Origin of the sequence: Nocardia sp. NPDC024068, from assembly GCF_040638875.1 — a bacterium.
Taxonomy (GTDB): domain Bacteria; phylum Actinomycetota; class Actinomycetes; order Mycobacteriales; family Mycobacteriaceae; genus Nocardia.
The window spans coordinates 1-14287 of sequence record NZ_JBEZYU010000053.1 but is presented as its reverse complement, the minus strand read 5'-3'; the positions used below and the strand labels follow the sequence as shown (position 1 = coordinate 14287).

13 protein-coding genes are annotated in these 14287 nt (G+C 69.4%); 9 read left to right on the top strand and 4 right to left on the bottom strand.

Annotated elements, in window-relative coordinates:
• Positions 1–31: 31 nt before the first annotated feature.
• Complete coding sequence (locus AB0F41_RS26315; RefSeq protein ID WP_357428276.1) at positions 32–796, bottom strand: sulfite exporter TauE/SafE family protein; 765 nt, start codon at positions 794–796, stop codon at positions 32–34.
• Between the two features lie 301 nt (positions 797–1097).
• Here AB0F41_RS26315 and leuA point away from each other — a divergent pair, with 301 nt between their 5' ends.
• Both leuA and AB0F41_RS26305 read left to right on the top strand, forming a co-directional pair.
• Positions 1098–2897: a 2-isopropylmalate synthase gene (gene leuA / locus AB0F41_RS26310; RefSeq protein WP_357428274.1), complete on the top strand. Its 1800-nt coding sequence runs from the start codon at positions 1098–1100 to the stop codon at positions 2895–2897.
• 696 nt (positions 2898–3593) lie between these two features.
• A complete protein-coding gene (locus tag AB0F41_RS26305) occupies positions 3594–5300 on the top strand; it encodes an AAA family ATPase (protein ID WP_357428318.1) in 1707 nt (568 codons plus the stop codon).
• Here AB0F41_RS26305 and AB0F41_RS26300 read toward each other — a convergent pair.
• Positions 5294–6232 (bottom strand): LysR family transcriptional regulator, encoded by a 939-nt coding sequence (locus tag AB0F41_RS26300; protein ID WP_357428272.1) that lies wholly within the window; start codon positions 6230–6232, stop codon positions 5294–5296. The genes AB0F41_RS26305 and AB0F41_RS26300 overlap by 7 nt on opposite strands.
• Before the next feature lie 72 nt (positions 6233–6304).
• On the opposite strand from AB0F41_RS26300, the gene AB0F41_RS26295 reads away from it, so the two are divergent.
• From AB0F41_RS26295 to AB0F41_RS26275, 5 genes are all read left to right on the top strand, one after another.
• Positions 6305–7501, top strand: a complete 1197-nt coding sequence (locus AB0F41_RS26295; protein WP_357428270.1) for an EamA family transporter — start codon at positions 6305–6307, stop codon at positions 7499–7501.
• Positions 7502–7677: 176 nt separating this feature from the next.
• Positions 7678–9366, top strand: a complete 1689-nt coding sequence (locus AB0F41_RS26290) for an FAD-dependent oxidoreductase (RefSeq protein ID WP_357428316.1) — start codon at positions 7678–7680, stop codon at positions 9364–9366.
• A 103-nt stretch (positions 9367–9469) separates the two neighbouring features.
• Positions 9470–10708, top strand: a complete 1239-nt coding sequence (locus AB0F41_RS26285) for a MurT ligase domain-containing protein (RefSeq protein WP_357428268.1) — start codon at positions 9470–9472, stop codon at positions 10706–10708.
• Positions 10705–11415, top strand: a complete 711-nt coding sequence (locus tag AB0F41_RS26280; RefSeq protein ID WP_357428266.1) for a glutamine amidotransferase — start codon at positions 10705–10707, stop codon at positions 11413–11415. Before AB0F41_RS26285 ends, AB0F41_RS26280 begins: the two co-directional genes overlap by 4 nt.
• Positions 11415–12059 carry a hypothetical protein gene (locus AB0F41_RS26275; protein WP_357428264.1) on the top strand — a complete coding sequence of 215 codons (645 nt, stop codon included), beginning with the start codon at positions 11415–11417 and terminating at the stop codon, positions 12057–12059. The genes AB0F41_RS26280 and AB0F41_RS26275 overlap by 1 nt, the downstream gene beginning before the upstream one ends.
• 11 nt (positions 12060–12070) lie before the next feature.
• On the opposite strand, the gene recR is transcribed toward AB0F41_RS26275, so the two are convergent.
• Positions 12071–12679 carry a recombination mediator RecR gene (gene recR, locus AB0F41_RS26270; protein ID WP_357428262.1) on the bottom strand — a complete coding sequence of 203 codons (609 nt, stop codon included), beginning with the start codon at positions 12677–12679 and terminating at the stop codon, positions 12071–12073.
• Positions 12680–12697: 18 nt separating this feature from the next.
• Positions 12698–13027 carry a YbaB/EbfC family nucleoid-associated protein gene (locus AB0F41_RS26265; protein WP_357428260.1) on the bottom strand — a complete coding sequence of 110 codons (330 nt, stop codon included), beginning with the start codon at positions 13025–13027 and terminating at the stop codon, positions 12698–12700.
• Positions 13028–13166: 139 nt separating this feature from the next.
• Here AB0F41_RS26265 and AB0F41_RS26260 point away from each other — a divergent pair, with 139 nt between their 5' ends.
• Complete coding sequence (locus AB0F41_RS26260) at positions 13167–13715, top strand: hypothetical protein (protein WP_357428258.1); 549 nt, start codon at positions 13167–13169, stop codon at positions 13713–13715.
• Positions 13716–13782: 67 nt separating this feature from the next.
• Positions 13783–14145, top strand: coding sequence for a VOC family protein (locus AB0F41_RS26255; protein WP_357428256.1), 363 nt, complete (start codon positions 13783–13785; stop codon positions 14143–14145).
• Positions 14146–14287: the final 142 nt, after the last annotated feature.

Genomic DNA, 14287 nt, shown 5'->3' with positions numbered 1-14287 from the left:
CGAACGTGGCCCCGAGGCGGTTTCGGCCCGGCTATCCGAAAAGCAATCGCAGTACCGCGATGGTGCCGACCACCACGATCACCGCGCGCAGCACGTTCGGCGGCAGCCGCCGGCCCACCCTCGCACCGAGCTGACCACCGATGATGGACCCCGCCGCGATCAACCCGACCACCCGCCAGTCGATCTCGGCGACCGCGATGAAGATGGCCGCCGACAACGCGTTCACCAGCAGTGCGAGCACATTTTTCACGGCGTTGAGGCGCTGGATGTCCTCGTGCACGAAGACGCCGAGCAACCCGAGCAGGAGTACCCCCTGGGCCGCACCGAAGTAGCCGCCGTAGATACCGGTCCCGAAGATCGCGGCCAGCAGTAACGGGCCGCCGTGCGTGGGTGCGTTGTCGGATTCGCGCTGCCGCTCACGGACCCACGCCGCGAGCCGCGGCTGCACCACCACCAGCACCAGCGCGGCGATGATGAGGACCGGAACGATCGCGGCGAACGCCCCCGCGGGCAGGGTCAGCAGCAGTACCGCGCCGAGCGCCGCGCCCAGCAGTGACGCCACGCTGAAGCGCAGCAACCGGGCGCGCTGTCCCGCCAGTTCCCGCCGGTAGCCGATCACGCCGCTGAGCGAGCCCGGGACCAGGCCGACGGTGTTGGAGACATTGGCGGTGACCGGCGGCAACCCCACCGCGAGCAGGACGGGGAAGGTGATGAGGGTGCCCGAGCCGACGACAGTGTTGATCCCGCCTGCGGCGATACCCGCGACGAAGACCGCCACGATTTCCAGCCACGTCATGTTCGATCCTCGACCTCCCCGGGGCACGCCCGGTTGTCCGCATTCCCGACCCGGCGACGCTAACGGGCGGCCGCGGAGGCGGGGCGACGGGGCCGCCGGAGCAGACCCGATATGTGAAACATCAACACTCCGGATGCCCTTGCCGGGGCCGCGGACGGAGGAGGTAGACTCGCACAGATCATGCAGCGGGCGCTTCTTCTCAGCCGCCGCGGCGGGGTCTGATCGGACCGGCTCCCGTCGCGGGGTTCCGCCGCGCCGGTCGACCCAATCCGGGAAAACAATCTCACTCACGGAGAAATCAATGTCACCCGCTGACGCCTTCGTATCCGGCACGCGCACCATCACCGCGCCTGCCAAGCCCGCGGCCGCCGACCAGCCCGCGTGGAACAAGCAGAAGAACTCCTCCCTGCCCGTCTTCCGATACCGTCCGTTCTCCGAAGAGGTGGAACCGGTCGTACTGCCCGACCGGACCTGGCCGGACAAGGTCATCGACCGGGCCCCGGCCTGGTGCGCGGTCGACCTGCGCGACGGCAACCAGGCGCTGATCGACCCGATGAGCCCGGCCCGTAAACGCCGCATGTTCGATCTGCTGGTGCGGATGGGTTACAAGGAGATCGAGGTCGGTTTCCCGTCGGCCAGCCAGACCGACTTCGACTTCGTTCGCGAGATCATCGAGGACGGCGCCATCCCCGACGACGTCAGCATCCAGGTGCTGACGCAGTGCCGTCCGGAACTGATCGAACGCACCTTCCTGGCCTGCGCCGGCGCCGCCAACGTGATCGTGCACTTCTACAACTCGACCTCCATCCTGCAGCGCCGGGTGGTGTTCCGGGCCGATCGCGAGGCCGTGCAGAAAATCGCCACCGACGCGGCGACGCTGTGCCTGGAGACCGAGAAGCGCTACCCCGATACGAACTGGCGCTACGAGTACAGCCCCGAGTCCTATACCGGCACCGAGCTGGAATACGCCAAAGAGGTCTGCGACGCGGTCTCCGCGATCATCGCGCCGACTCCGGACAAGCCGCTGATCATCAATCTGCCGGCCACCGTCGAAATGGCGACACCCAATGTGTACGCCGATTCGATCGAGTGGATGCATCGCAACCTGGCCCGGCGTGATTCCATCGTGCTGTCGCTGCACCCGCACAACGATCGCGGTACGGCGGTCGCCGCCGCGGAGCTCGGCTATCAGGCCGGCGCGGACCGCATCGAGGGCTGCCTGTTCGGCAACGGCGAGCGGACCGGCAACGTCTGCCTGGTGACCCTGGGGATGAACATGTTCTCCCAGGGCGTGGACCCGCAGATCAACTTCTCCGATATCGACGAGATCCGCCGCACGGTCGAGTACTGCAACCAGCTGCCGGTCCACGAGCGCCACCCCTACGGTGGCGATCTGGTCTATACCGCGTTCTCCGGCAGCCACCAGGATGCGATCAACAAGGGCCTGGACGCGATGAAGGCGGCCGCGGACGCCGCCGAAACCGATGTCGCGGATATGACCTGGGAGGTCCCCTACCTGCCGATCGACCCGAAGGATGTCGGCCGCACCTACGAGGCCGTCATCCGGGTCAACTCGCAGTCCGGTAAGGGCGGTGTGGCCTACATCATGAAAACCGATCACGGCCTGGCGCTGCCGCGCCGGCTGCAGATCGAGTTCTCGCAGGCCATCCAGCAGGTTACCGACGGAGAGGGCGGCGAGGTCTCGCCCAAGGCGATGTGGGATGTCTTCGCCGAGGAGTACCTCACCCCGATCCGGCCGCTGGAGCGGATGCGGCAGCGGGTGACCGCGGCCGAAACCGACGGCGGCACCGATTCGATCACCGCGGTGGTCAAGGTGGACGGGGTCGAACAGGAGATCACCGGTACCGGCAACGGTCCGTTGGCGGCGTTCGTCGACGCCATCGCGACGGTCGGCTATCAGGTGGAGGTGCTCGACTATTCCGAGCACGCCCTGTCCGCCGGCGACGACGCCCAGGCCGCGGCCTATGTGGAATGCGCGATCGGCGACCGGGTCGTGTGGGGTGTCGGTATCGCCACCTCGATCACCACCGCCTCGCTGCGCGCGGTCGTTTCGGCGGTGAACCGGGCAGCAGGCCGGTAGCCGCGGAACACCCACGGCCGCCGTCTCCGCATCGAGCGGGGACGGCGGCCGTCGGCGTCAAACCACCGCCGTGCGAGACACCTGCACCTGCTAGCGTTGGTCTCGACTCCAGCCGCCGAGCTCTCTGCTCGAAAGTCCCGAGCAGATGGGGGAACTGTGACTACTGACGAACACGACCCGACTTCCCAGCCCTGGCCCCCGAGTCAACCGGCGGATACCGCCGGCGGTGACGGCGAGCCGGATGCGGTGCCGCCCACCGAGACCGCACGTGACGGTGAGCCGTCCGCGACCGCGGCAGAGACAGACCTTCCCGCCGGGGAGAATTCCGCCGAGGGTGAGCCGCCCGCCACGGACCCGGCCGACGATGCGCCGAAGAGTGACGCGGAAAATCCCGGTACCAACGATTCCGACGGTCCGGCTCCGGACCCGGGCGGCCTCGAAGGATCGTGGGACTCCGCTCCCGGCGCCCAGCCCGGCTCCGGCGAGCCGTGGGGGTCCGCCCCCCAGACGCAGCCGCCGGTCGGCACATGGGCACCCGGACCGGAAGGACAGCCCGCACCGGAGGGCCAGTGGGCACCCGGTCCCGGCGGGCAGTTCACGCCGGCACCCGGTGGGCAGTTCGCCCCCGGCGATCCGGCCGCCGCCGCATGGGACCACCAGAGCGGTTTCGCCCCACCGCCTCCCGGCGGCAACGGCATCCCCTACGGTGCGCCGGCCGAACAGTTCGCTTCTGCCGCATCCGGTCAGTTCACCGCACCCGCGGCGGAACAGTTCTCGCAGTACGGCAGCGGCCGGTTCGCACAGCCCGACCCGAACCAGTACCCGCCGGACCCGCACGGGAGCGGGCAGTTCGCACAACCGGACCCGAACCAGTTCCAGGAACCGGGGAATGCCTACGGCAGCGGCCAGTTCGCACAGCCGGGCCAGGCCCAGGCTCCGGGCCCGGGACAATTCGACCGGCCGATGGACCCGTTCCAGGTGCCTGGGCCCGATCTGTCCTCCGCGTCGGGCAGCGGGCAGTTCGCACAGCCGGACCCCGGCCAGTACCCACAGCCGGACCCCGGCCAGTACGCGGGTCAGCCGGACCAGGGCCCCGGGGCCGCACAGCCGGGCCAGGCCCCCGGCTCGGACCGGCAACAGCCCGGATACCCGGCGGCCGGCGCCCCGGAACCGGGTCCGGCACCCGCGCCGGAAGCCGAACCCGGCGGCCCGATCTACAGCTGGGCCCCACCGCCGATGCCGGCCCCGCCCCCGGTACCGCAACAGCAGTTCCAGCAGGCCCCACCGCCGCCCATGGGCAACAACCCGCCGACCGGCCAGTTCCAGCAGCCGAATTGGGGCCCCGGTCCGGGACAGCAACCGCCCGCACCGCAGCAGCAGCCGTTCGGCCGGCAGCCGGGCCAGCAACAACCGGGGCAACAGGGCCAGTTCCAGCCGCGGCATATGCCCGAACCCGGGCAGCTCGGTAATTCGGTCAATGATCTGAACCTGCTCAAACGGGCTCGCAAAGCCCCGCGAGGCGGCTGGCGCAAGGCGGTGCACAAGGTCTCCCGGGGCGCCATCAACCCCGGCGAATCGGCGTCCGATGTGGTGCACCGCGACCTGGTCGGCCGGGTGAACGCACCGGTCTACGGCGATTTCCGGATCGCGATCCTCTCCCTCAAGGGCGGGGTCGGTAAAACCACCACCACCGTCGGGCTGGGCGCCACCTTCGCCTCGCTGCGCGGTGACCGCGTCATCGCCATCGACGCCAACCCCGACCTGGGCACGCTGGCCCACCGGGTACCGCGCCAGACCCGCTCCACCGTGCGCAACCTGCTGGAAGACCAGAACATCACGCGCTACTCGGATGTGCGGGCGCATACCTCGCAGTCGCCGAGCCGGCTGGAAGTACTGGCCAGCGAACAGGATCCGGCGGTTTCGGAGGCATTCAGCGAAGCCGACTACCGGCGGGCGATCGGCATCCTGCAGTCGTTCTACAACATCATCCTGACCGACTGCGGTACCGGGCTGATGCATTCGGCGATGTCCGGAGTGCTGGATATGGCGAGTTCGCTGGTCCTGGTGACCTCTCCCGCCATCGACGGCGCCCGCAGCGCGTCGGCCACCCTGGACTGGCTGGACTACCACGGCTATTCGCATCTGGTGCAGCAGACCGTGGTGGTCGTCAACGCGTCCCGGCGCGGTTCCACCTCGGTGAACCTGGACCATCTGCGCCGGTTGTTCCTGGACCGCACCCGGGCCGTACAGGTGGTGCCGTTCGACGATCATCTCGCCGAGGGCGCGGAGATCGACCTGGAACTGGTGAGCAAACCGACCCGGCAGGCGCTGCTGGAACTCGCCGCGATGGTCGCCGACGATTTCGCCAATGTGGACGGCTACCCGTACGGCAACCGCTACTGATCGATCGCGGGTGGCGGTTCGGCGGTGACCTGCCGGGCCGCCATCGCGAACGAGTCCAGCACCGCGGCGATGGCCGGGCGGGTGTCGGCGCGGTAGCGGGTCACCAGATCGTAGAGCCGGGCCGCCCGCACCCCGGACAGCCGCAGCTGGGACAGGCCCGGGTGGGTGACCACGTAGCGCGGCATCAGCGCCACCCCGTATCCGGCCGCGACGAGGGTCTCGATCATCCGGAAGTCGTTGAGGCGCTGCACGATACGCGGCTCCACGCCGGTGACGGTGGCGATCGAGCGCAAGACGTCGTCCACCGGGAACCCCCCGCGCACGCTCAGCCAGGCCTCCTCGGCGAGGTCCGCCGCCGAGACCTCGGCCCGGCCGGCCAGCGGATGGCCGGGGGCCACCAGGACATCGATCGGTTCCCGCATGAGCACCCGTGAGCCGACCCGGGGCCCGGCCACCGGAGCGGCTCGTTCATCGCGATGGGTCAGCACGATGTCGTAGTCGGCGAGCAGGCCCGGGGTCTCATGCGGCGGGACGTCCTCATCGCCGGCGATGATCTCCACCCCGCTGCCCGCCATGGCGGGCAGGACATGCGGTAGCAGTAGCGCGCCGCCGGACGGGAACACTCCCACCCGCACCTGCCCACGCGGCGATCCGCGATAGTGGGCCATCTCGGCCACCGCGCGGTCCAGGGCGGCGAGCACTTCGTCCGCCCGGACCACCAGGGCGTGGCCCGCGTCGGTGAGGCGCACCCGGCGGCCGCTGGGCTCGAGCAATGTGACGCCGGCCTCCCGGGCCAGCACTTTGAGTTGCTGTGATACCGCCGACGGAGTGAGCGACAGGGCGGCGGCGACCGCGCCGATGGTGCCGCGGTCGGCGAATTCGCGCAGGATACGCAGGCGTTCCACGGAAAGGGATGAATGCGCACCAACCATTAAGCAATACTAAATCATTACTCCATAACAATTCGATTGTGCTGACTGATCAATACATCCCACGATTGATGGGTGACATACCGTGACCGCGCACTCGCCCTGACCGTCATCCTGCTGTGGGGCCTGAACTTCCTTGCCATCCGCGTGGGACTCGATCATCTGCCGCCGTTCTTCTTCGCCGCTCTACGATTCGCGGTGATCGCGGTCCCGGTACTGCTGTTCGTTCCGCGCCCGGCCGTTCGGATGCGCTGGATACTGCTGTACGGAACCGGTTTCGGCATGCTGCAGTTCGCCTTCCTGTTCAGTGCGATGCGGGTCGGCATGCCCACGGGGCTGGCGTCGCTGGTGTTGCAGTCCTCGGCGCCGTTCACGGTGCTGCTGGGTGCCCTGCTGCTACGCGAGCGGCTGCGTCCGGCGCAGATCGCGGGTCTGCTGGTAGCGGTCTCCGGAATGGCGATCATCGGCTGGAACCAGTTCGCGCACGCCGCACTGCTTCCGGTCCTGCTCACTCTGGCGGCCGGTCTCGGCTGGGCATTCGGCAATATCGGCGCCCGCCGGGCGACTGTGGAATCGCCGGGCGTCAACCCGCTGCACCTGACCCTGTGGACCACCGCGGTCCCGGTGCTCCCGCTGTTCGCCCTGTCGGCCCTGTGGGAGGGCCCGGGCACCGGAATCCGTGCGCTGGCGGACACGTTCACCGCCGACGGCTGGCCCGCGCTGGTGGCCCTGGCCTACATCGTGGTACTCGGCACGGTGGTCGGGTCCGGCGTATGGACGTACCTGATGAGCCGGTATCCGGCCGGTAGTGTCGCTCCGCTGTCGCTGTTGGTCCCGGTCGTCGGTTTCACCGCCGCGTGGGCCTTCCTCGGCGAGACACCGGCTCCGGCAAGTCTCGTCGGCGGCGCGGTGGTGATCGTCGGTGCGTTCGTGGCGACCGTCACGGCCCGCCGGGCGCCCGCCACGGCACCCGAAACGGACACGAAACCCGCGCTCGCCCCGGAACCCGAGGCACACGCGGGACCGGCGGCCGGGGTGAAAGCCGAGGCAGGGGCAGTATCGGGGGTAGCACTACCGGACTCGACCAGATCGGCAGGGGTAACCGTCCCGCTGCCGGCCCGTGTGGGATTCCCGGAGCCCGTGACCGTGGCCCCGCCCGACTACCGACTCTCACCCGGCCACTGTGCTCCACCGAACCCGCGCAGGTCCCGGCGCGCTGAACCGGCCGGTAATTCGCTCGGCCGGTGGGCCGTACCGGGCACATCCCGTTAGAGTATGGCCCGTTCGCCACAGCTAACCGGGTATAGGCAGTAGACGACATGACTGAATATCGGTGGCCCGCGCCGGGCACCGCGGGGGCATCGGATCGACCGGCGGGGGCCATCGGACGCGGGGACCTCTCGCGCCGCACCGTGCTACGGGCCGGGGCGGCCGCGGGCATCGGCGCCATGGCGGCCGGGTCGCTACCCGCCGCCACCGGTCATGCGACGCCGGGCGCCCGGGTCGCCGTACTCGGCGGGGGCGTCGCGGGACTGACCGCGGCCCACGAACTCGCCGAACGCGGATTCCAGGTCACCGTGTACGAGCGGCGCGCCCTCGGCGGTAAGGCCCGCAGTATGCCGGTGCCGGGGACCGCGGCCGACGGGCGTCCGGAACTGCCCGGCGAACACGGATTCCGCTTCTTTCCGGGCTTCTACCAGCACATTCCCGATACCATGCGGCGAATCCCGTTCGGCGGGAACGCCAACGGCGTATGGGACAACCTGGTGGGTGTCCCCGACGCCCGCTTCGCCCGGGCCGAGGCCGACGATATCCGCGCACCGCTCGGATTCGGCCGGATGGACGCGGCCACCCCGGCGGGTATGCGGGAAAGCCTCGCCTCGGTGATCTCCACCACGCTGAAGATGCCGCCCGAGGAGGGCCTGTTCTTCGCGAACCGGCTGCTGGTCTTCAACACCAGTTGCGACGCCCGCCGCCTCGGCCAGTGGGAGCACACGTCGTGGTCGGATTTCGTGGGCGCGCACGCCCGGTCACACGAATTCCGCGCGCTGGTCTCCCGGACGCTCACCAGCCTGCTGGTGGCGGCGAAGGACGATCTGGCCAGCGTACGGACCATCGGGTCGATGGGTGAGCAGTTCCTCGGCAACCCGATGCAGATCGGCAACGACGGGGACCTGGACCGGGTGCTCAACGGCCCGACCAACACCGCGTGGATCGACCCCTGGGTCGCGCGCCTGCGCGAACTGGGCGTGCGTTTCGAACTCGGCGCCGAGGTCCGCGGGCTGGAGGTGCGGGACCGGCGGATCACCGGCGCCCGGATCGTCGCCGACGGGACCCAGGACACCGTCACCGCCGACCATTTCGTGGTCGCGCTCCCCGCCGAACGGGCCCGCGACCTGTGGAACGCCGATATTCTCGCCGCCTGGCCGCAACTGGCCGCGATGAGCCGGCTCGTCACCGACTGGATGAGCGGTATCCAGTTCTACCTGCGTAGCCGCCCGGATCTGGGGGCCGGCCACGCCGCCTACATCGACTCGCCCTGGTCGCTCACCTCCATCGCGCAGAACACCCTGTGGGCGCGGAAACTGGACCAGTACGGCGACGGGACGGTTCAGGACTGCCTGTCGGTGGATATCTCCGACTGGAACACCCCCGGCATCCTGTTCGGCAAGACCGCCAAGGAATGCACCCACGAGGAGATCGCCAAGGAGACCTGGGCGCAGATCCGCGCGCATCTCAACGATCGGGAAGAAATACTGCGCGACGCCGATCTGCACTCCTGGTTCCTCGACCCCGGAATCAGCTGGAACACCGAACGCGGTGAGAACGCCAACGCCGACCCGCTGCTGATCAACACCGCAGGCTCGTGGGAGCTGCGGCCGGAGGCCCACGGCGGGGTCGAAAACCTCTATCTCGCAGGCGATTACGTACGCACGAATATCGACCTGGCCACCATGGAGGGCGCCAACGAATCGGCACGTGCCGCGGTGAACGCACTGCTCGACGTCACCGGTTCGGACGCGCCGCGGTGCCGGACCTTCAGCCTCTGGCGCGCCCCGGAACTGGAGCCACTACGTCGCGCCGACGCCGACGCCTACGCGGCCGGACGCCCGAACGCCTTCGATATCCAGCTCTGATCCCGGTGCCGGAAGGCACCGGCGGCACCGGTCCCGATTACCGTCCGGTGAACCGGCACGCGCCCTGTGAGGGCAGCGGCCGCGTGTCATTAGACTGCCCGGCGTGGCAGAGATATCGGTGCGGGGGCGGATAGCCCTCGGGGTGGCCGGCGCGGCGGCGTGGGCCTCCCGTAAGGCGGGCCGCGGTAACGGGTCGATGATCGGCGGGCTGCTCGCGCTGAAAGTGGATCCCGGGATCATGACGCAGCTGGGCCGTGGACGGCGCAGCGTGCTGATCACCGGCACCAACGGTAAATCCACCACCACCCGGATGACCACTGCCGCGCTGAGCACGCTCGGCGAGGTGGCGACCCAGGCCGACGGCGCCAATATGGACGCCGGGATCGTTTCGGCGCTCAATGTGCACCGCGCGGCGCCGCTGGCCGCCATCGAGGTCGACGAGCTGCATCTGCCGCATGTGACCGACGCGCTGCGGCCCGAGGCGGTCGTACTGCTGAACCTGAGCCGTGATCAGCTGGACCGGGTCGGTGAGATCAATATGATCGAGCGCCGGCTGCGCTCGGGCCTCGCCCGGCACCCGGATACGGTCGTCATCGCCAACTGCGACGACGTACTGGTCACCTCCATCGCCTACGACCACCCGAATGTGGTGTGGGTCGCGGCGGGCAGCGGCTGGGCCATGGACGCCACCAGCTGTCCGCGTAGCGGCGAGCCGATTCTGTGGGAGGGCCCACACTGGTACAGCACCGGCGCCGATTTCTCCCGGCCGCAACCGGATTGGTGGCTCGACGGCGATAAGCTCTGCGGTCCCGAGGGGGTACGGATCCCGTTGCGGCTCGCACTGCCGGGCCGGGCGAACCGCGGGAACGCCGCGCAGGCGGTGGCGGCCGCTGTCGCGATGGGGGCGGAGGTGGAACAGGCCTGCGCGGCCACCGGCACCGTCCAGGAGATCGCGGGCCGGTACCGCACCGTCCAGGTCGGCGAACACGCCGCCCGGCTGCTGCTGGCCAAGAATCCGGCCGGTTGGCAGGAAGCGCTGTCGATGATCGACCACAGCGCGGCGGGACTGGTGATCGCGGTGAACGGCCAGGTCCCCGACGGTGAGGATCTGTCCTGGCTGTGGGATGTCCGCTTCGAGCATTTCGAGGATGTCCAGGTCGTGGCCGCCGGCGAGCGCGCCACCGATCTCGCGGTGCGGCTGACCTACGCCGGGGTGGAGCACACCACGGTGGCCGACCCGCTGCGGGCCATCGCGTCCTGCCCGGCGGGGCGGGTGGAGGTCCTGGCCAACTACACCGCGTTCCGCGATCTGAACCGTGACCTCCAGGAGCGGGCGAAATGAGTACATCGACGGTCCGTATCGGGCTGGTCCTGCCCGATGTGATGGGCACCTACGGCGACGGGGGCAACGCGCTGGTGCTGCGGCAGCGGCTGCGGCTGCGCGATATCGACGCCGAGATCGTGGAGATCACTCTCCCCGACCCGGTCCCGGACTCGCTGGACCTCTACACCCTCGGCGGGGCCGAGGATTCGGCCCAGCGGCTGGCCACCCGGCACCTGCTGCGTTTCCCGGGCCTGCAGACCGCGGCCGGGCGCGGTGCACCCGTCCTGGCGATCTGCGCGGCCATCCAGGTCCTCGGCCGGTGGTACGAGACCTCCAGCGGCGAACGCGTGGACGGAGTGGGGCTGCTGGACGCCACCACCTCCCCGCAGACCACCCGCGCGATCGGCGAGGTGACCACCGCCCCGCTGCTCGATGGACTGTCCGCGCCGCTCACCGGGTTCGAGAACCATCGCGGCGGCACCAGCCTGGGCGCCGACGCCACCGGACTGGCCCGGGTGACCCGCGGCGTCGGCAATGGGGTCGGCGACGGTCTGGAAGGCGTGGTGCAGGGGTCGGTGCTGGGTACCTATATGCACGGTCCCGCACTGGCCCGCAACCCCGAACTGGCCGACTACCTGCTGTGCCGCGCGCTGGGCGTGGACTCGCTGCCGCCGCTGGATCTTCCCGAGGTGGATCAACTGCGCCGCGAACGCCTGCGCGCCTGATGAGCTACGACCATGTACTGCTGCCCTCGGGAGTCGCCTCGACTCCCGAGGAGGTCGACGCGTACCTCACCGCCCAGCGGGGGCAGCCCGAAACGGCCGAGATCGCGGCCCTCGCCGAGGAGCTGAACGCGCGCAACGCCGAACTGCCGGAAGCGGACACCTTCCTCAGCGTGTCCGCGCTGGGCGGCGCCCAGACCGGTTCGGTGCTGCAGGTACCCAGCCCCTACGACGCCATCGGTTTCGTCCGCGACCTGCTGCTGCGCCTGGCGACCCCGCGCGACTACGCGGTCTACGACCCCCAGCTCACCTGGTTGATCGATCCGGCCGGGCATATCCCGGTCACGGTCACCCACGGCGGGGCCGGCGAGTTCCCCTATCTGACCGAGGCGCTGACCCGCAGGTGGGTGCGCGAGCTGGCCGACCCGAATCCGTACCTGATCGTGGAGCGGGCACCGGAGCGCTATATCCAGACCTATCGCCGATCCGCGGACGAATACACCGTCGAGTACCGCGACGGCGGGCCCGACCGGCATTTCGCCGCCGAGGTGACCGGACCGGAAACGGTCGCCGAGCTGATCTGGGACTGGACCCGCGAAGACGGCACCCGGCCGGACCGGGTGCCGTGGCAACGCCTGGGACTGTGACCGCGTAGCGGTTACAGCGCGCGCCGGCCCGAGAAGGCCCGGCCCAGGGTCAGTTCGTCGGCGAACTCGAGGTCTCCGCCCATGGGCAGACCGGAGGCGAGGCGGGTGACCGTGAGACCGGGGAAATCGCGCAGCATCCGCACCAGGTAGGTGGCGGTCGCCTCGCCCTCGGTATTCGGATCGGTCGCGATGATCACCTCGGTGACGTCCACACCGTCGTCCTGATTGCCGATCCGGGTCAGCAGTTCCCGGATCCGCAGCTGCTCCGGGCCCACCCCGCTCAGCGGATCCAGGGCGCCACCCAGCACGTGGTATCGGCCGCGGAACTCCCGGGTGCGTTCGATCGCCGGGACGTCCTTCGGCTCCTCGACCACACAGATCATGCTCCGATCACGGCGCGGGTCGGCGCAGATCCGGCACAGTTCGCCGTCGGCGACGGTGCCGCACTGGGCACAGAACCGGACGCCCTCGCGGATCTTCTGCAGTACCGCCTGCAACCGCTCGATTTCCGGTGGTTCCACCTGGAGCAGATGGAAGGCGATCCGCTGGGCGCTCTTGGGCCCTATACCGGGCAGTTTGCCCAGTTCGTCGATGAGATCCTGGACCGGACCCTCGTACACCGCGTGGCCCCGGGGTGGTCAGAAACCGGGCAGGCCGGGCGCGCCGCCACCGGCCAGTGGACCGAGCCGCTCCGCGGCCAGTTCCTGGGCGTTGGCCATCGCGTCGTTGACCGCCCCGATCACCAGATCCTGCAGGGTCTCGACGTCCTCGGGGTCGACGGCCTTGGGATCGATGGTCAGCGACAGCACCTCACCGGTCGCTTTGATGGTGACCCGCACCAGGCCGTTACCCGCCTGCCCCTCCACTTCCGCGGCGGCGATCTCCGCCTGGGCGGCCATCACCTGTTCCTGCATCTGCTGTGCCTGCTGGAGCAACTGCTGCATATCGAACTGACCTTCGGGCTGCACGGCATTCCTCTCTGGGGGACGGGATCACATTTCAGCCTAGACCGCCCCCATTCCGGAAACCGCCGCCCCACACCCACCTAGAATTCCGGACCTAACGGTCATTTTGGTCCCGCGTCAACGAGCCTTCCCTGGAGACACCGTGTACAAGGCGTATCTGCCCGCCGCGCTGATCGTCGTCCTCGCCGTATTTCCGGGCGCTTCCGCCCAGGCCGACCCCGCCCCGGTCGCCGACTACGGCAACGGCTGCGTGATCGATCCGGCCGATCCGGCGCGCACCGTCGACTCGCTGCGTTTCCGGTGCACCGCCACACAGGGCAGCACGATCTACTCGGCCGCCGAGGCCGGAGCGGTGCCGTCCGGGGTGAAGAACGGCTGGGTCACGTCGACCTCGATGATCGAGCCGATCGCCCCGGCGTTCTGGATCGGGAAAACCTTCTATACCGGCCCGGACGGCGGCCGGTTGATGAACCGGGTCACCGGTGCGGGTATCGAGGGCTGGCCGGCGAACGTCTTCCGCGGGCCGTCCCGGATCGACGGTAAGACCACGTGGGCGCTCGATTACGCGCCGGCCGTCACACCCCAGGTCTACGACGAGATCCGCGAGGTCACGCCCGGCGTATGGCTGGGCTATTCCTGGTGGCGCGGCGCCCTGCAGACGCCGTTGCTGCTCTCGTTCGTACTCGCCTGAGCCCGATCTGTCGGTGGGCCCGGCGAAGATACGCGGACCCCACTCATTCGAGGACAGGAAACCTTCCATGGCACCGACCATCGCCGCCACCACCTTCGATTGCACGAACCCGGCAGCGCTCGCGGATTTCTACTCGAAGTTGCTCGATCACCCGGTGGATCCGGTCGACCCCGGCGCCGCCGACTTCTACGCCACGGTCGGACGGGAATCCGGGATGACCCCGCCGCTGATGTTCCTCGCGGTGCCCGATAAAACCCCGGGCAAGAATTCGATCCATCTGGATCTGATGGCGACGGATCTGCGGGCCGAAGTGGAGCGAGCCATCGCCCTGGGCGCCCGGCACGTCGCGGATTTCGACGAGTTCGGGTTGAACTGGACCACCCTGGCCGACCCCGAGGGCAATCTCTTCGATATCGCTACGCACTCCTGATCACACCCAGCCGAGGCGGTTGCCCACCCCAGGAACGCCCGGCGGGTGCCGGGGCGGCCGCCGGATTGCCGATCCGGATCGTCGACCCGCACGGCGGAGTCACGCGGATCGAGCGCGATGCCGCCGGCCGGCCGGTCCGGAC